18 protein-coding genes and 1 pseudogene are annotated in these 16,708 nt (G+C 49.9%); 7 read left to right on the forward strand and 12 right to left on the reverse strand.

What is annotated here, in order from left to right; all coding sequences use genetic code 11:
- Positions 1-98: 98 nt before the first annotated feature.
- From JQX58_RS13000 to radC, 10 genes are all read right to left on the reverse strand, one after another.
- Complete coding sequence (locus JQX58_RS13000; protein ID WP_204147302.1) at positions 99-839, reverse strand: SDR family NAD(P)-dependent oxidoreductase; 741 nt, start codon at positions 837-839, stop codon at positions 99-101.
- Between the two features lie 11 nt (positions 840-850).
- Positions 851-1,321, reverse strand: a complete 471-nt coding sequence (locus tag JQX58_RS13005) for a MarR family transcriptional regulator (protein ID WP_204147303.1) — start codon at positions 1,319-1,321, stop codon at positions 851-853.
- 282 nt (positions 1,322-1,603) lie between these two features.
- Positions 1,604-2,572, reverse strand: a complete 969-nt coding sequence (locus JQX58_RS13010) for an ABC transporter permease (RefSeq protein ID WP_204147304.1) — start codon at positions 2,570-2,572, stop codon at positions 1,604-1,606.
- A 9-nt stretch (positions 2,573-2,581) separates the two neighbouring features.
- Positions 2,582-3,679, reverse strand: coding sequence for an ABC transporter permease (locus JQX58_RS13015; RefSeq protein ID WP_204147305.1), 1,098 nt, complete (start codon positions 3,677-3,679; stop codon positions 2,582-2,584).
- The gene (locus JQX58_RS13020) at positions 3,676-5,229 is read right to left on the reverse strand and encodes an ABC transporter ATP-binding protein (protein ID WP_204147306.1); all 1,554 of its coding nucleotides are present in this window, start codon (positions 5,227-5,229) and stop codon (positions 3,676-3,678) included. The genes JQX58_RS13015 and JQX58_RS13020 overlap by 4 nt, the downstream gene beginning before the upstream one ends.
- An 87-nt stretch (positions 5,230-5,316) precedes the next feature.
- Positions 5,317-6,312: a BMP family lipoprotein gene (locus tag JQX58_RS13025; protein WP_204147307.1), complete on the reverse strand. Its 996-nt coding sequence runs from the start codon at positions 6,310-6,312 to the stop codon at positions 5,317-5,319.
- Between the two features lie 229 nt (positions 6,313-6,541).
- On the reverse strand, positions 6,542-7,360 hold the full coding sequence (mutM, locus tag JQX58_RS13030) for a bifunctional DNA-formamidopyrimidine glycosylase/DNA-(apurinic or apyrimidinic site) lyase (RefSeq protein ID WP_204147308.1): 819 nt from the start codon (positions 7,358-7,360) through the stop codon (positions 6,542-6,544).
- Positions 7,361-7,448: 88 nt separating this feature from the next.
- Positions 7,449-7,619, reverse strand: a complete 171-nt coding sequence (gene rpmG / locus JQX58_RS13035; RefSeq protein ID WP_067033005.1) for a 50S ribosomal protein L33 — start codon at positions 7,617-7,619, stop codon at positions 7,449-7,451.
- Positions 7,620-7,631: 12 nt separating this feature from the next.
- Positions 7,632-7,868 carry a 50S ribosomal protein L28 gene (rpmB, locus tag JQX58_RS13040; RefSeq protein ID WP_055463997.1) on the reverse strand — a complete coding sequence of 79 codons (237 nt, stop codon included), beginning with the start codon at positions 7,866-7,868 and terminating at the stop codon, positions 7,632-7,634.
- 314 nt (positions 7,869-8,182) lie between these two features.
- A complete protein-coding gene (radC, locus tag JQX58_RS13045; RefSeq protein WP_204147309.1) occupies positions 8,183-8,857 on the reverse strand; it encodes a RadC family protein in 675 nt (224 codons plus the stop codon).
- A gap of 109 nt (positions 8,858-8,966) precedes the next feature.
- Here radC and coaBC point away from each other — a divergent pair, with 109 nt between their 5' ends.
- The 4 genes from coaBC to slmA all read left to right on the forward strand — a co-directional run bounded on the left by coaBC (position 8,967) and on the right by slmA (position 12,521).
- Positions 8,967-10,184 (forward strand): bifunctional phosphopantothenoylcysteine decarboxylase/phosphopantothenate--cysteine ligase CoaBC, encoded by a 1,218-nt coding sequence (coaBC, locus tag JQX58_RS13050; protein WP_204147310.1) that lies wholly within the window; start codon positions 8,967-8,969, stop codon positions 10,182-10,184.
- Positions 10,185-10,192: 8 nt separating this feature from the next.
- Positions 10,193-10,651, forward strand: coding sequence for a dUTP diphosphatase (gene dut, locus JQX58_RS13055; protein WP_204147311.1), 459 nt, complete (start codon positions 10,193-10,195; stop codon positions 10,649-10,651).
- 326 nt (positions 10,652-10,977) lie between these two features.
- Positions 10,978-11,883: an acetylglutamate kinase gene (gene argB / locus JQX58_RS13060; RefSeq protein ID WP_204147312.1), complete on the forward strand. Its 906-nt coding sequence runs from the start codon at positions 10,978-10,980 to the stop codon at positions 11,881-11,883.
- A 41-nt stretch (positions 11,884-11,924) separates the two neighbouring features.
- On the forward strand, positions 11,925-12,521 hold the full coding sequence (gene slmA / locus JQX58_RS13065; RefSeq protein WP_204147313.1) for a nucleoid occlusion factor SlmA: 597 nt from the start codon (positions 11,925-11,927) through the stop codon (positions 12,519-12,521).
- 15 nt (positions 12,522-12,536) lie between these two features.
- On the opposite strand, the gene pyrE is transcribed toward slmA, so the two are convergent.
- Positions 12,537-13,184, reverse strand: a complete 648-nt coding sequence (gene pyrE / locus JQX58_RS13070; protein ID WP_204147314.1) for an orotate phosphoribosyltransferase — start codon at positions 13,182-13,184, stop codon at positions 12,537-12,539.
- A 117-nt stretch (positions 13,185-13,301) separates the two neighbouring features.
- Here pyrE and JQX58_RS13075 point away from each other — a divergent pair, with 117 nt between their 5' ends.
- Entirely contained in the window at positions 13,302-14,078 is a 777-nt protein-coding gene (locus JQX58_RS13075) for an exodeoxyribonuclease III (RefSeq protein WP_204147315.1), read from the forward strand.
- Between the two features lie 50 nt (positions 14,079-14,128).
- Here JQX58_RS13075 and JQX58_RS13080 read toward each other — a convergent pair whose 3' ends face one another.
- Positions 14,129-15,040: a D-hexose-6-phosphate mutarotase gene (locus tag JQX58_RS13080; protein WP_204147316.1), complete on the reverse strand. Its 912-nt coding sequence runs from the start codon at positions 15,038-15,040 to the stop codon at positions 14,129-14,131.
- A 251-nt stretch (positions 15,041-15,291) separates the two neighbouring features.
- Here JQX58_RS13080 and JQX58_RS15375 point away from each other — a divergent pair.
- Positions 15,292-15,699 (forward strand): annotated as a pseudogene (locus tag JQX58_RS15375) (ATP-dependent zinc protease family protein); the annotation flags it as partial.
- 72 nt (positions 15,700-15,771) lie between these two features.
- Entirely contained in the window at positions 15,772-16,674 is a 903-nt protein-coding gene (gene rimK / locus JQX58_RS13085; RefSeq protein WP_338040741.1) for a 30S ribosomal protein S6--L-glutamate ligase, read from the forward strand.
- Positions 16,675-16,708: the final 34 nt, after the last annotated feature.

Consider the following 16,708-nt stretch of genomic DNA (forward strand, 5'->3'; position numbering starts at 1 on the left):
ACAAATGACAGAACCATGACGGCGCGCACGCTAGCAGGCGATAGGCATAAAAAAGGGAAGTCAACTGGCTTCCCTTTTGATACGTGGTATTTAATTCTCTAGGGCAAGTAAGCACCACCACAGACGGGATTATAGGTTCCCGTGATATGACCGCTGTTCTCGCTGGCTAAGTAACGTACCGTATTGGCGACGTCCTCAGGCTGGGCAATTTTCTGTGTCGGAGTGAATTGGCGAATCATTTCTTTAAACTCGTCTGGCGCGTCTTTGGTCGCATCCGTTTCAACTAATCCTGGTGCGACCACATTGGCAGTAATTCCAAATGGGCCTAACTCTTGTGCTAGGTATTTGTTGAAACTATCCAACGCACCTTTAGCGGTACCGTGTGCAATAAAGTTTGGCGCCGGCGCTTCAGATAAAGTACTAGAGATAAAAATCAGGCGGCCAAACTGTTTCGCCTTCATGCTCTTGGCGGCTAATTGTGCGGTCTGATACGCCGCGTGCATTTCATCGTTTAGCTTTTGTGAGAACTCATCCCACGTCTGCTCCATAAAAGGCTTCGGCACAAAATTCATATTGGCGTTTGAGACTAGAGCATCGACCCCACCATGCTCATCAATTTGAGCAAACATGGCGGCTAACTGAGCGTCATCACGCACATCGGCTTTAATGGTAAAGGCTTCGCCGCCCGCCGCTTCAATCTCCCGTGCCAACTGCTCTGCTACCCCCGTACTGTTCACATAGTTAATGAAGACACGATAACCTTCTGCAGCAAGCGCTTTAGCTGATGCGGCGCCGATACCACGTGCGCCCCCAGTGATTAATGCATTACGTTTTGACATACAGACCTCCTCTAATGATTGGATTCACTCTGGCTCTCGTCCGCTAAGGCACGCAAGTTAGTCACCACTTGAGACAAGCTTAATTTGCTCTGTTCAAGGGAAGTACTGGGCACATCGTGTTGTGCATCCTCCAGCACTTGCGTGGCAATGGCAGCGCATTGAGCCACTACCTCTAACGACTTAGGCGTCAGACTAACCAGCTTACTGCGTCGGTCTTCAGGTGCTGCTTGGCGCTCAATCCAGCCACGACGTTCTAAGCCATCGATCGAACGACTGACACTGGATTTTTCCAAATATAACCATTCGCTAAGTTGGCGCTGAGTAATCGGTTGATGTTGCTGCAAAAGCACAATGACTCCCCACTGCTCCGCCGTCATATCAATCCCTGCTTGCTTAAACCGCAACGTCAATAAACGGTTAAACAAGCGGCTGGCTAGACCCGTTAAATGGCCTAATGATTGTTGATGATTATAAGGTTGCACAAAACTCACCTTCGCTTAGGTCGTTTAAGTTGTATATACAACAATATACCTTGATTAAGCGCGAAGCAATAGTTAATGAAAATCGATTTCATTTAAAAAACTGATAATCGCAGCGAGAAGAGAAAAGATGAAAGCGGATAAGAGAAAGCAGGATAGAATGATAGAATGATAGAATGATAGAATGATAGAATGATAGAATGATAGAATGATAGAATGATAGAATGCCAGCACCTACACTGGGCAAGAGTGACTGGCAGAGCGCACGCCCTGCCAGTCGCATGATTACGCACGCTCTTTGACGTACGGCTTACCGATCGCTTTTGGACCCACGGCTTTGCCAATAAAGCCTGCCAACAGCAATACCGTCAGCACATACGGCAAGACCTCGATCGCCTGCACAGGAACCTCGCCAATCACTGGTAAAGATACGCCCTGCAAACGCACCGCGACCGCATCCAAGAAGCCAAACAACAAACACGCCAACAACACCGGCACAGGGCGCCATTTGCCAAAGATCAGCGCCGCCAAGGCCATATAGCCTTTACCTGCGCTCATATCTTTTAAGAAGCCTGCATTGTGGGCGGTGGATAAATACGCGCCCGCGATACCACACAGCACGCCACAAAGAATCACCGCTCGATAGCGCACCCACGCTACCGAGATCCCGGCGGTATCGACCGCGTGCGGGTTTTCACCCACAGCTCGCAGACGTAGACCAAAGCGTGTCTTAAAGACCACCCAATAGGTCAATGGCACCATCAAAAAGGCCACATACACCAAAATATTATGACCGCTTAGAAGCTCAGAATAGATCAGCCCCAACACTGGCACCTCCGCCACTTGATCAGCAAACGGTAAGGTAATCGGTGTGAAGCGCGCTGCACCAGTCAGTGCTGGGGTTTGGCCACCTTGGCTAAACCAGTCCAGACCTAAGGTAACAGTAAGGCCAGCGACAATCGTGTTGATCGCCACACCCGAGACAATATGATCGCCTCGATGTGTAATACAGGCAAAGCCGTGTATCAACGCCAAACTAACCGATGCTGCAATGGCAAACAGCAGACCAATCCACGCCGAGCCAAACACCGCTGCCGCTGCTGCGGCCGCAAACGCACCGCCGAGCAACTTGCCCTCAAGACCAATGTCGACGATCCCCGAACGCTCGGAAAACAAGCCTGCCAAGGCGGCCAAAATCAGTGGGGTGGAAACTCGCAGGGTCGCGTCCAGAATCAATATCAATGTTTCAAACATCATTGGCTCCTATGCCGCGGCTCGGCGTAAAAAGAATGCTTCAATCTTGCCCTTGAACATATTTTCCAATGCTCCCGAGAACAAGATCACCAAACCCTGAATCACCACCACAATCTCTGGGGTAATAGTCGGAATCTCAAACGCCAGCTCGCCACCACCTTGGTACAAAGCACCAAACAGCATGGCTGCCAAAATGATACCGACCGGATGATTACGCCCCATCAGTGCCACGGCAATACCAGCAAAGCCGTAGCCCGCAGTGAAGTTCAGCAACAAGCTATGATTGACGCCCATGATTTCATTCACACCAACCAGCCCCGCTAGAGCGCCAGAAATCAACATCACCCAGATCGTCACCTTAGCGTTATCAATACCCGCGTATTGGGCCGCCGTTGGATTTGTCCCTACGGTACGAAGCTGGTACCCCCAGCGGGTATGCCACACCAGAGCCCAATAAAAGACACAGCACAACAAGGCCAAAATAAACGCAAGATTAAGCGGTGAATCGCCCATATCAATGCCAAGCGGTGCCAGCAAATCATGTAGATACGGTAACCAAGCACTCTCTTCGAAAGTGCGACTGATGGGCGACATCAAGCCTTCTTGCTTAAGCCAGTTCACCATCAAATACACCATCAGCGAGGAGGCAATGAAGTTAAACATGATGGTGGTAATGACGATATGACTGCCGCGACGCGCTTGCAGATACGCAGGGATATACGCCCAGGCCGCGCCAAACAAAGCGCCACCGATAATCGCTAAGGGCGCAATCAACAACAACGGTAATGAACTGTCAAACCACAAACACACCAAGCCGACGCCCAAACCACCGATATAGGCTTGGCCTTCACCACCGATGTTAAAAAGCCCGGCTTTGAACGCTACGGACACCGCTAACCCGGTAAAAATCAGGTTGGTCGCGTAGTACAAGGTATAGCCAATGCCTTCGTCATAGCCAAACGCGCCATAGAGCAAATAGCCCGCCGCTTCGATTGGGTTTTCACCGATCGCTAAAAACACCAACGCCGACGCCAACAAGGCCAGCATAATATTAAACAGTGGGATCAAGCCCACATTCACCCAAACTGGGACTTTTGCCTGACTCATGCTGAGGCTCCTTGCGGTTCTTGCCATGCATTGGCCATCATCAAACCAAGGGTGCGCTCATCGGCCTCCTCAGCACTGACATGCCCCACCACAGCCCCATCAAACATCACTAAAATTCGATCACTCAGTGCCATAATTTCATCAAGTTCCACCGACACCAGCAAAATCGCTTTGCCTGCGTCGCGTAATTTCACAATCTGTTCGTGGATATTTTCAATCGCTCCGATATCAACACCACGGGTCGGCTGACCAATCAGCAGTACTTCAGGGTTTTGCTCCACTTCTCGAGCAATCACAATCTTTTGTTGGTTACCGCCAGAGAAATTGGCCGTCTTTAAATGCGGATTCAGTGGGCGCACATCCCATGCCGCCATACGGGCTTGGCACTCTTCGACCATCGCTTGGCGCTTCATCAAGATTTTGCCGTTGTAAGTATCGGCATCGTGATAGCCTAATACCGCCGCTTCATAGGCTTCAAAGCCTGTCACCAAGCCCATCTTATGGCGATCTTCTGGCACGTGCGCCATATGTAGCGCGCGCATCTGGGCAGCCGTTTTTGGCTGCTCAGCAGTAATCCTCTGTCCGGCAAAGGCAATACTGCCAGAGCTCATCGGCGTAATGCCCGACAACACATTGAGTAGCTCACTTTGACCATTGCCTGATACTCCAGCGATGCCTAGAATTTCGCCCGCTTTAAGCTCTAGAGACACCTTTTTAAGACGCTCTACCCCTTGGCTGTCGCTCACACAAAGCTGCTCTGCTGACAACACGGTTTGTTTAGGCTGGGCGGCCTCTTTATCCACTTTAAGGCGAACTTTTTTACCCACCATCAGCTCGGCTAATTCGTCTTTATCTGTCTCGGCGGTGACACGGTGTGCCACCATTTCGCCTTGGCGCATGACCGAGACATTATTGGTTGAGGCCAAGATCTCACGCAGCTTATGGGTGATCAGTAAAACGGTAACCCCTTGCTCGGTCAGCGAGCTAAGAATACGAAACAGATGATCAGCCTCTTGCGGTGTCAGCACACCGGTCGGCTCATCCAGTATTAGGACTTTGGCGCCACGGTATAACGCTTTAAGAATTTCAACCCGCTGCTGCAAACCGACCGGTAGGTCTTCAACTTTTGCGTCGATGTCGACGTCTAAGCTGTACTCTTGCTCGAGGCGCTTAAGCTCTTTACGTGCGGCATTTAAGCCTTGCTTGAGTAGCGCACCGCCTTCGGCTCCCAAGACGATGTTTTCTAGCACAGTGAAGTTGTCCACCAACATAAAATGCTGGTGCACCATACCAATGCCGGCTTTAATCGCATCTTGGGAATTGTGAATATCGACCGCTTGGCCATCGACTTTGATCACCCCAGCATCGGCTTCATAAAAGCCATAAATAATGCTCATCAGAGTGGATTTGCCAGCACCATTTTCACCGATAATCCCGTGAATGGTGCCCGCAGGGACGCGCAGTGCAATGTCTTTATTGGCTTGCACCGCCCCAAATCGTTTCGAGATCCCTTCTAACTCAATCGCGTAGGACTGTGTGTCTTGATTCATAGCTCGTTCTGCGTCTGAGGTTTACATACAAAAAAAGCAGCGGCCAACTGGATGCTCCTGTCAGCCACTGCTTCTAGAGTGAGATAATTAGTATTGGCAGCTGCTGTCTGACATGTAGTCGTGCACTGAGATCTCACCACTGATGATCTTGGCCTTGATGTCTGCCATAGAAGCTTTCATCTCGTCGCTAATCAGCGCCTGGTTGTGTTCATCCAACGCCCAATCTACACCACCATCGGCTAAGCCCAGTACTTCAATACCTGGCTGCCAAGTGTCGTTTTGCGCTTCTTCAAATACTTTGTACGCAGCCGCATCGACGCGTTTCACCATCGAGGTCAGCATAGTACCTGGCTGCACATGGTTCTGGTTAGAATCCACGCCAATGGCAAGCTTGCCTTCGTCTTTGGCCGCTTGGTAAACACCGATACCGGTACCACCCGCAGCAGCAAACACAACGTCTGCCCCTTGTGAGAACTGGCTTTTCGCCAACTCAGAACCCTTAGTCGGGTCATTAAACGCAGCCCCCGTCGAGCCGGTCATATTTTGAATCACGGTAGCATTAGGCGTGACGTATTTCACACCTTGCTCATAACCACAACCAAACTTACGGATCAGCGGGATATCCATACCGCCGATAAAGCCAACCGTATCCGTTTCAGAGGCCATCGCCGCCAACGCACCGACTAAAAATGAACCTTGGTGCTCTTTAAAGACGATCGACTGCACGTTATCAAGCTCAACCACTGAGTCGATGATGGTGAAATGCACATCAGGAAAATCTTGCGCGACTTTTTGTACCGCTGAGGTCATAGTGAAACCCACCGCCACAATCGGCGAGTAACCACGCTTAGCCAAGCGACGTAGATTTTGCTCTACCTGCGCTTCGTTCTTTGGCTCCGACTCACGAATTTTAATGCCGGTGTCTTCTGTGTACTGGGTAATACCGTTGTACACGCCTTCGTTAAATGACTTATCAAACTTACCGGCTTGGTCGTATACCACGGCAGGTTTGATGTCTGCAGCGTAAGCAGAACTCATGGCCACAGTCAGCGCTGTCGCCGAGGCAAGTAAGGCACCTTTCATTCTATTCCCCTTGATACTGATCAGGCTGCGGGCTTGACCCGGCAGCAAAAACTGGCTAATCGGTCAAAAATAAACTGATTAGTGTTTGAGCGCAATGGCGACGTGCACAATTGCCCCATAATTGACGTTTGTTACGTTTAAATAGAAATACGCTAATGGTTAAAAGTAGACGTTTGTGCAACATTTTGTCGGCACTAACCGACAAAATGTTGACTTAGAAAGGAGAGTGCTATTTTTGACAATGTGCACAGTAGACCGTACTGCGCTGGCCTTGGCGGATTTCGGTAAGCGGTTTGGCACACACGCGACAGGGCTGTTCGGCGCGGCCGTAGACCTTAAGCTCTTGTTTGAAGTAACCTGGCTTGCCTTCACCGCTGATAAAGTCTCGTAGCGTCGTGCCGCCTTGCTCGATGGCTGCCACCAATACTTGTTTGATGCAATCTACCAATAGCGCTAACCGAGCTTGGCTGATATTGCCTGCGGCTCGGGTTGGGCGAATCCCCGCCATAAACAAGGCTTCATTGGCGTAGATATTCCCCACACCCACGACCACTTTGCTGTCCATAATAAATTGCTTAATCGCCTGCTTGCGCCCTTTGGCTTTGGCGTGCAGATAGGCGGCATTAAATGCCTCAGTCAGCGGCTCTGGGCCCAAGTGCGCAATCAGGTCATGAGTTTGCCAGTCGCCTTCTTGCCATAACATCGCCCCGAAACGACGCGGGTCGGTGTAACGCAATACCTTGTCATAGCCTGCAAAATGCAAATCCACATGATCGTGAAACATAGGCGGCGTATCAGGATCGACAAAATACAAACTGCCCGACATACCAAGGTGGATAATGAGCGTACCGGCTTGGGTGTGCACACCGATGTATTTGCCACGACGGGTAACACTTTCGACCTTTTGCCCAGGCAGCTTGCGCACGACCTCATCGGGGATCGGCCAACGTAGCTTGGGCTGGCGAATCTCAATGCGTGCCACGGTTTGCTGCACAATATGCGGCGCAATGCCATTTTTGGTGGTTTCAACTTCGGGTAATTCCGGCATATAGACCTCAAATAATCAGTGGTTAGCATGTTATAGAGACAAAAAAGCCGGCACAAGGCCGGCTTCTTTGTTTACAAAACAAGCGAAATTATTTGATTTTCGCTTCTTTGTACATCACATGCTTACGTACAACTGGATCAAACTTTTTCATCTCCAATTTTTCTGGAGTGTTACGCTTGTTCTTGTCAGTTGTGTAGAAGTGACCAGTACCTGCAGAAGATACCATGCGGATTAGATCGCGAGCGCCTTTAGAAGCCATGATTCAGATTCCTTATACTTTTTCGCCACGGGCACGCATTTCAGTAAGAACTGAATCGATGCCTTTTTTATCGATGATACGCATACCTTTAGAAGATACACGTAGACGAACGTAACGGCTTTCACTTTCTACCCAAAAACGGTGCCAGTGAAGGTTAGGAAGAAAGCGACGCTTAGTGTGACGCTTTGAGTGAGAAACGTTGTTACCTGTAATAGGACGCTTCCCAGTAACTTGACATACGCGAGACATAATTAAATACCTTATGCTATCCGAAGATTATTGGAAGTTTGCACTTCCTCAGGCGGAGCGTGGGTCACTCTGGAACGCTTTAAGCCAAAACTCAAAGAGAACGCGGGGGCCACAAAATCCCGTACCGAGGATATAGCGGCGCGAATTCTCCCACACTCCCCTGTAAACAGCAAACGATTTGTTAAAAAATTGATCAATTATATCCTCACGCGAAGCTTTCCAGCATTCAATTTACTTGCGCCTGTCTCGTCTCGTCCCTCGACACCGACGCGTCTGCGTAAATCAAATATCTGGAAAACTTTTCATCAAGGAATTTAGACTAAACCTCGCTCTGCTAAAGACAAGGGACGACTATCGCCGACAATAAAATGATCTAGTAAGCGTACATCTATAAGATCTAACGCTTTGCGGATGCGTTCGGTGATATTGATATCCGCTTGGCTCGGTTCAGACACGCCCGAGGGATGGTTATGTGCCAAGATCACGGCAGCGGCATTATGGGTTAGCGCAGCTTTAACCACTTCCCGTGGATACACGGCGGCACTGTCGATGGTGCCCATAAAGAGCTCTTGATAGCGGATCAATCGATGTTGTGAATCGAGAAAGAGTACGGCGAAGATTTCCCGTTGCGAGTGTCGCAGTTGGGTGGATAAATAGGTGCGTACCGCTTCAGCGCTGTTAAAAATGGTATCGCGGGTGAGTTGCTCTTGTAGATGGCGTTTGGACATTTCCAACACCGCTTGCAACTGAGTGTATTTGGCATCACCTAAGCCAAAACCTTGGCAAAATTCCTCCCGCGATGCGGATAATAATGCCCGCAAACCACCAAACTCATGCAACACTTGGCGCGCCAACTCGACGGCACTGATGCCCTGCACGCCGGTGCGCAAAAAAATCGCCAACAACTCCGCATCGCTTAAAGCGTGAGCGCCTTGCTGCATTAGTTTCTCGCGTGGACGCTCGGCTTCGGGCCACTGTTTAATACTCATCACCACCTCCTTGTGGTAGGCTTTGCCCTATGATCAACCAAGCTTGAGCGACTTCCTGTCGCAGCCCATTGCTTGGCCCATTTGGCGAACATGTAACCAGAAGCTTATTATGTCCAGTCTTGTAAATAAACAGATTTTGGTGGGGATTACCGGTGGTATCGCTGCTTATAAAACCATTGAACTGATTCGCCTGCTCAGCAAAGCCGGTGCGGACGTACAGGTCGTGTTAACCGACGGCGCCAAAGCCTTCGTTACCGAAATGACACTACAAGCCGTATCAGGCCACCCTGTGCGCAGCAGCTTACTCGATCCGGCCGCAGAGCTGGGCATGGGCCATATCGAGCTAGCGAAATGGGCCGATCTAATCGTGATTGCGCCAGCCTCAGCAGATTTTATGGCGCGCTACGCCCAAGGCATGGCCAATGATTTGCTGACTACTTTATGTCTGGCGACCGACGCGCCCGTGGCATTGGCGCCCGCCATGAACCAAGCCATGTGGCAACATCCAGCGACGCAAGCCAATCTCACCACATTAATAAGTCGTGGCGTGCATATGATTGGCCCAGCGGCGGGCGCGCAAGCCTGTGGCGATGTGGGCCCAGGTCGCATGGAAGAACCTCAGGACATATACGCTGCCATAGACACATTGCTTAGCCCCGTTGCGCAAGACCTAGCTGGGCAACATTGGGTCATCACCGCAGGCCCTACCATGGAGGCGATTGATCCAGTGCGCTACATCAGCAATCACAGCTCCGGCAAAATGGGCTATGCTCTTGCCGCGGCAGCCCAAGCTCGCGGCGCCCGAGTGACGCTCATCAGTGGCCCGACACAGCTAGCAGCGCCTCAAGGCGTACAACGTGTAGACATCAAGAGTGCAGAAGATATGTTAAGCGCCTGCCGCACAGCCATGCTAGAGCAAGCCGATGTCTTTATCGGTGCCGCAGCGGTAGCAGATTTTCGGATGAAAGACGTCGCTTCGCAAAAAATGAAGAAGAGCGGCGACAGTAATGAAATGCAACTAACACTGGTGAAAAACCCTGATGTGATTGCCACTTTAAGCCAAGAGCAAGCCGCCAAATGTATGGTTGGCTTTGCCGCAGAAACCCAAGATGTGATCGCCTATGCGCAAAGCAAATTAGAACGCAAAGGCCTCGACCTGATCATTGCCAACGATGTCTCACGCACCGATATTGGTTTTAACAATGACGAAAACCAAGTCACCGTGCTATCCAAAGACCAGCAATGGACACCGCCAAAAGAATCCAAAGCCGCCCTAGCCGTCGAGCTAGTGGGGCTGATTACCCAATATCAAACCCAACCGTCATGAGTTAACTGATGAAACAACCTATTCAACTTAAAATCCTTAACCCTAAAATTGGCACCGAGCTACCGTTACCAAGCTACGCCACTGAAGGCTCAGCAGGATTAGATCTGCGTGCCTGTCTTGATGAAGCAATCGTGCTAGAGCCAGGTCAGACGACCTTGCTACCAACAGGCCTTGCGATCTACATCGAAGACCCAAGCCTTGCCGCAACGATTTTACCGCGCTCTGGTCTAGGTCATAAGCACGGCATCGTACTGGGTAACTTAGTGGGCCTGATTGACTCGGATTACCAAGGTGAACTGATGGTCTCTTGCTGGAACCGTGGTCAAACCACTTTTACCATCGAGCCTGGCGAGCGTGTTGCACAGCTTGTATTACTGCCTGTCGTACAAGCAGAATTTGATATCGTCGAAGATTTCACAGCCACCGAGCGCGGCATAGGCGGCTTCGGTTCTACTGGCACTAAGTAAACACTTACACTCTTAATAGGTGAGCCCAACTCACCTATTAAGCCTCTCTTTTATAAATATCTCATCCTTGCAGACTTGTGTTAATAAAGAACACATCGATTGGTCAAGTTTGCGTCAATTAATTCATTTTTTAACTAGAGTGAAAGCACAGATCACGTTATTATTTTCCACCATAAGTGGTCGCTTACCCTCACCGCATGGATAGCCCTGTCATCATTTTGCTACACCTGTAGCGTATTCTAGCGGCACCATCAGACGGACCCGATCACCCGCCCCTAACATCTGGATTAGGGCTATCAGTGAACAACAATAGGAGTGTTTCCACCGTGGCTTTTACACGTGAATCTGCTTTAGACGTCGCTCAGGTATTGAGTGAATCGCTACCTTACATCCAGCGCTTTGCTGGCAAGACATTAGTCATCAAATACGGCGGCAACGCCATGACCGATGAAACCCTACAAGCAGGCTTCGCACGTGACATCGTTCTTATGAAAGCCATCGGTATTAACCCTATCGTGGTACACGGTGGTGGCCCACAAATCGGTGATATGTTGGCAAAACTGAACATCGAATCTAAGTTCATCAATGGTATGCGCGTTACTGATACCGCGACCATGGACGTAGTGGAAATGGTTCTCGGCGGCCAGGTCAATAAAGACATCGTCAACATGATCAGCCGCGCTGGTGGTAAAGCGATCGGTCTAACCGGTAAAGACTCCGGCTTTATCAAAGCCAAGAAGCTATTTGTGAAGCAACAAGTAGAAGGTGGCGCGCCAGAGCAAGTCGACATCGGCCATGTGGGCGAAGTCGCAAGCATCGACACTAGCGTCTTGAAAGTTCTGGAAAACAGCGACCTTATTCCTGTGATCGCGCCGATTGGCATCGATGACGAAGGTAATGCTTACAACATCAACGCTGACTTAGTCGCAGGCAAAGTCGCTGAAGCAGTGAATGCTGAGAAGCTGATGCTGTTGACCAACATCTCTGGCGTACAAGACAAAGAAGGTAAAGTACTGACTGGCCTGAGCACCGCGCAAGTCGACAACCTAATTGCCGACGGCACTATCTATGGTGGCATGCTGCCTAAAATCAGCTGTGCCCTATCTGCCGTTAACGCCGGTGTAACCAGCGCGCACATCATTGATGGCCGTGTACCGCACGCCACCTTGCTTGAGATCTTTACCGATACCGGTGTAGGCACGTTAATTACTAACCAAAATAAAGACGCTTAATTCGCGCAGATAATGACGAACCAGCGATAGGCAGTGGTGACATGAGTACAAAGAAAAGCGATCGACGCACGGAAATTTTACAAGCCCTAGCAGGCATGCTGGAAAACAGTCATGGAGCGCGCATCACAACCGCGGCCTTGGCGAAAGAAGTGGGTGTCTCAGAAGCTGCGCTGTATCGACACTTCCCAAGCAAAGCGAAGATGTTTGAAGGGCTGATCGAATTTATCGAAGAGACCCTATTCACTCGTATCCATCGCATTGTGCAGGAAGAAGAGGACGTCAATACACGCCTAGAAATGATTCTCAAGCTGACACTGGGATTCGCTGAAGCCAACCCAGGCATGTGTCGCTTGTTGACTGCGGACGCCCTCGCAGGTGAGACCGAACGCTTGCGTGTGCGCATTGCACAATTGTTTGATCGAATCGAGACGCAACTGCGTCAGGTCATTCGTGAAGCAGAACTCAAGCAGGCGATGCGCTCGACCATGGGCACTACCGCTTGCGCAAACTTTTTGCTGACACTGCTAGAAGGTAAGATTCGTCAATACGTACGCACCGAGTATAAAGCCAAGCCACTGCAAGCTTGGCCTGAGCAATGGCAAACCATTGCCCCAATACTCATGCAAAGCCACGCCTAAGAGCGTGGCACACAATTAAACGCCAAATTGATCGCGGTACGCTTTGACCGCTTCAAGATGCTCAGCGAACTCTGGAGAATCCTGCTCGGCTAAGTAGGTCATGATATCGTTTAAGGATACGATGCTGACCACAGGCATGTTGAAGTCACGCTCAACTTCCTGAATAGCAGACAGCTCACCTTTGCCACGCTCTTGACGGTTCAACGCAATCAATACGCCGGCAGGTTTGGCACCAGCGTTATCAATGATGTCCATCACTTCGCGAATCGCTGTGCCAGCGGTGATGACATCATCGATGATCATGATGTCGCCGACTAAGGGAGCACCCACAAGCGTGCCACCTTCGCCGTGATCTTTTGCTTCTTTGCGATTAAACACGTACGGTGTATCTATAGCGTGCTCATCGTAAAGCGCAACAGCGGTAGTTGTTGCCAATGGAATACCCTTGTAAGCTGGTCCGAAAAGAACATCAAATGACACGCCAGCTTCAACCAAGGCAGCAGCATAAAAGCGACCCAATTTAGCCAACGCTTGGCCTGTACTGAAAAGGCCTGCGTTGAAAAAGTAAGGGCTCACACGACCCGATTTAAGTGTGAACTCGCCAAAACGCAAAACATTTTGCTCAATGGCGAACTCAATAAATTCTCTTTGGTAAGGTTTCATGCCGACTCCAGAAAGATGAAATAACTACAAATAGATTGCCGCTCGCAACAGGATAACCATTTCCTAACGAGCAATGGCGCTAATATAACACACGCCTAGGAATTGTAGGGACCAGAAATGAAGGTCATCAGCCTTAATGTAAACGGTATAAAGCAAGCAGCAGAGCGCGGCTTCTTCGAGTGGATGGTACGTCAGAACCCAGATGTAGTGTGTCTGCAGGATATTCAGGCAGATGAACGCAGCTTAAATGACAGTGTCTTTTTCCCACCCGGATACAACGCATATTTTTTTGATTCGATGGACAACCCTGATGAAGCAGGCGTTGCGATTTATTGTAAAGCCATGCCTAAAGCCATCATGACGGGGATGGGCTTCCCTGAATGCGACTTTGAAGGACGCTATATCCAAGCCGACTTTGATAAAGTCAGCATCGGCTCGTTCCTGACACCGCACGGCTCCAACCATGAAGAAGCGCTACAAGAGCATAAGTATCGCTTCATGGAAGGCTTCAAGAATCACATGATCAAAACGCGTCGTAAGCGTCGTGAATTTATTTTTTGCGGCACCACCAACGTGGCACGCTCACCGATCGATGTCAGTAGCTGGTTTGTGAATCAGCGCAACTCAGGCTTTCTGCCAGAAGAACGCAAATGGATTAATGAAATTTTCAACGATCACGAGTACATCGATGCGTTTCGTCAGGTTAACAAGCAAGACAAGCAATACACTTGGTGGCCAGATTACGAACGTGCTTGGAAACTCGACGAAGGCGGACGTTTGGATTACCAAATCGCCACCCCGGGCCTCAAGCATGTGATCCAAGGCGGCAGTGTCTACAAAGGCCAACGCTTCTCAGATCACGCGCCACTGATCATGGAATACAATCTTGACTGATAAAAAAGCCCAGCATTGCTGGGCTTTTTTATGTGTGGTCGTGTAAACACTCAGTCGAGTGACTCGGCGCGCACGGTGAGGCGCAGCTGATGCATATCACCCGCAGCGATCTGGTATTGATTGGCTAAGGCGTTGGCGGTTTCGACACAGACAAAGTGGCTCTGATCGCCCTCTTCCATATCGGCACGCAATTTAGCCAAGGCTTCGCCAGGATTCCACAGCACAGTTGAGCGTGCCCCTTGTGATTCGATCAGCAAGGTACGACCCAGTTTAGGGTCATGCAGACGCACTTGCTCAGGTGAATTGATATAAACGCGATCTAGCTCTTCACAAGGCGTCACATCGCCCTCTTGGGTGCTCTGTTTGCCTTCATTGAACTTATCGATGTAGGTCACACCGTCTAAACCACTGACACGCGCCGCTTGGTTATCCCCCACACGGAAATACGTGTGCAGTGCCTCGGACACAGGCATGGCTTGATCGGATAGATTGGCTGCTGAGAAATTGATGCTAAAGCCTTCGCCCAAACGAAAGACTTGGCGCAACTCAAACGCATAGGGCCACATTTCTTCTAGCAACGGATGATCTTCAGACGCCAGACGGATAACCAGTTTCACATCGCCATTTTTGAAACGCCCAACTTCGACCAGCTGCCAGCGAAAATAGCGCGCTAAACCATGTGCAGGCAAATCATCATCGTCTTGATTGGCACCAAACCAAGGCCAGCAAACCGGCACACCAAAATGACGGCGGCCAAAACGGGTTTCCACGCCTTCATTGTCAGACTGAAATAACCAATCGGTTTGCTCTGCTGGTACAAAACTTACTAAGTGGCCGCCCCATAAAGCGATACGCGCCGAAAAGCCCGGTTGATCAATGATAATTTCATCACAGTCTCGCAAGCTTGCTGGACGAATTTCGCCACCAAGCTCCTCCAGCTCGCGCATTAGCTGAGCATCCATCAATCACTCCAAATATTACCGTTATTAGACGTCATATTAGCCCTTCAGGCGGGTATTACAATAGTTTGACGTAATGCTGGACATTCAGATTAAAAAATAGCATTTGATCTGCAAAATATTACTTACTAAATCGCTAACTTTGGTCTATAAACAATCTCAGAGCGAACCTTTAATTAGACCGTTTTACTACGCTCTTTTTCTTCTTTTTCTGATGCCAGACAAGCGCTGGATGCTATGAGATTACCCCGATTATGAGTGATTTTTTTGAACACAAAACCGTCATTGGCAATGCTGAATGGTGTGCGTTCCCATCGCTAAACATTCCTGCGATTAAGGCGCGTGTCGATTCCGGCGCCAAGACGTCGTCGTTGCACGCTGTGAATATTCAGACTTTCCAACGTGCCGGACATTTGTGGGCAACGTTTGAGGTACACCCACTGCAAGACAGCCGCAAAGTTGTGGTCCACTGTGAAGCCGAAGTGGTGGATCAGCGCGTGATCAAAAGCTCCAGTGGTGATCGAGAAAAGCGCTACGTGATCCAAGTGCCACTGCAATTAGGTGATCAAGTTTGGCCTGTTGAGCTCACACTAACGGACCGCGACAGCATGGGTTATCGCATGCTACTTGGTCGAGAAGCCATGAATGGCCGACTTTTAGTCGACCCTGAAATCAGCTGTATTTTGGGCGACCGCTTACAGGATAACTTAGCCACGCTGTACCAAGTGCCTGAAATCAAATCAGGCGGTTTAAAAATTGGCGTATTGGCGAGTAATCCAGATCTATACAGCAACCGCCGCATCATTGAGGCAGGTGAAGCACTGGGCCATGAAATGCAGTTTCTGAATGTACGCCATTGCTATATGAAGCTCGACGCTACGACCCCCGAAATTCATTATCGCGGCGGCCGTATTTTGAACGACTTAGACGCTGTGATTCCACGCATTCGTCCTAGCATGACATTTTATGCTTGTACGTTATTGCGCCAGTTTGAGTCGCTCGGCATCTTTTGTTTAAACGACTCGGTATCGATCACTCAGTCGCGGGATAAATTGCGCTCACTGCAGTTGCTGCTCGAGCATGGCTTAGCGATTCCGACCACAGGCTTCGCTAATTCACCGTTAGACACTACGGATTTGATTAACATGGTTGGCGGTGCGCCGCTGATCATCAAGCTGCTAGAAGGCACTCAAGGCAAGGGCGTGGTCTTGGCGGAAACCAAAAAAGCCGCCGAATCGGTGATTAATGCGTTCAAGAGCTTAAACGCCAATATTTTGGTGCAAGAGTTTATCAAAGAAGCCAGCGGCAAAGACCTACGCTGCTTTGTCATTGATGGCAAAGTCGTGGCGTCGATCCAGCGCGTCGCGGCGCCTGGCGAGTTCCGCGCTAATATCCACCAAGGTGGGCGCGCGGAGCTGGTGAAGATTACCGCCGAAGAAAAACGTATTGCCATTAAGGCTGCTAAAGCGATGAATCTTAAAGTCGCCGGCGTGGATTTGATCCGCTCTAATAATGGCCCGCTACTACTTGAGGTCAACTCGTCTCCAGGACTTCAAGGCATTGAAACAGCGACCAACGAAGACATAGCCTCAATGATGATCAAAGCGGTCGAAAAACGCTTACTGAACCGTTCTTAATGCAAAAAGCCCCACCTAGTCACTAGATGGGGCT

Origin of the sequence: Marinomonas ostreistagni (assembly GCF_016888445.1) — a bacterium.
GTDB lineage: Bacteria > Pseudomonadota > Gammaproteobacteria > Pseudomonadales > Marinomonadaceae > Marinomonas > Marinomonas ostreistagni.

What these genes read in the sequence shown, in the direction of transcription:
- JQX58_RS13000 (WP_204147302.1), bottom strand. Translation starts at nt 839, where the DNA reads ATGTCAAAACGTAATGCATTAATCACTGGGGGCGCACGTGGTATCGGC.
- JQX58_RS13010 (WP_204147304.1), bottom strand. Translation starts at nt 2,572, where the DNA reads ATGTTTGAAACATTGATATTGATTCTGGACGCGACCCTGCGAGTTTCC.
- JQX58_RS13015 (WP_204147305.1), bottom strand. Translation starts at nt 3,679, where the DNA reads ATGAGTCAGGCAAAAGTCCCAGTTTGGGTGAATGTGGGCTTGATCCCA.
- JQX58_RS13020 (WP_204147306.1), bottom strand. Translation starts at nt 5,229, where the DNA reads ATGAATCAAGACACACAGTCCTACGCGATTGAGTTAGAAGGGATCTCG.
- JQX58_RS13025 (WP_204147307.1), bottom strand. Translation starts at nt 6,312, where the DNA reads ATGAAAGGTGCCTTACTTGCCTCGGCGACAGCGCTGACTGTGGCCATG.
- mutM (WP_204147308.1), bottom strand. Translation starts at nt 7,360, where the DNA reads ATGCCGGAATTACCCGAAGTTGAAACCACCAAAAATGGCATTGCGCCG.
- rpmG (WP_067033005.1), bottom strand. Translation starts at nt 7,619, where the DNA reads ATGGCTTCTAAAGGCGCTCGCGATCTAATCCGCATGGTATCTTCTGCA.
- rpmB (WP_055463997.1), bottom strand. Translation starts at nt 7,868, where the DNA reads ATGTCTCGCGTATGTCAAGTTACTGGGAAGCGTCCTATTACAGGTAAC.
- radC (WP_204147309.1), bottom strand. Translation starts at nt 8,857, where the DNA reads ATGAGTATTAAACAGTGGCCCGAAGCCGAGCGTCCACGCGAGAAACTA.
- coaBC (WP_204147310.1), top strand. Translation starts at nt 8,967, where the DNA reads ATGTCCAGTCTTGTAAATAAACAGATTTTGGTGGGGATTACCGGTGGT.
- dut (WP_204147311.1), top strand. Translation starts at nt 10,193, where the DNA reads ATGAAACAACCTATTCAACTTAAAATCCTTAACCCTAAAATTGGCACC.
- slmA (WP_204147313.1), top strand. Translation starts at nt 11,925, where the DNA reads ATGAGTACAAAGAAAAGCGATCGACGCACGGAAATTTTACAAGCCCTA.
- pyrE (WP_204147314.1), bottom strand. Translation starts at nt 13,184, where the DNA reads ATGAAACCTTACCAAAGAGAATTTATTGAGTTCGCCATTGAGCAAAAT.
- JQX58_RS13075 (WP_204147315.1), top strand. Translation starts at nt 13,302, where the DNA reads ATGAAGGTCATCAGCCTTAATGTAAACGGTATAAAGCAAGCAGCAGAG.
- JQX58_RS13080 (WP_204147316.1), bottom strand. Translation starts at nt 15,040, where the DNA reads ATGGATGCTCAGCTAATGCGCGAGCTGGAGGAGCTTGGTGGCGAAATT.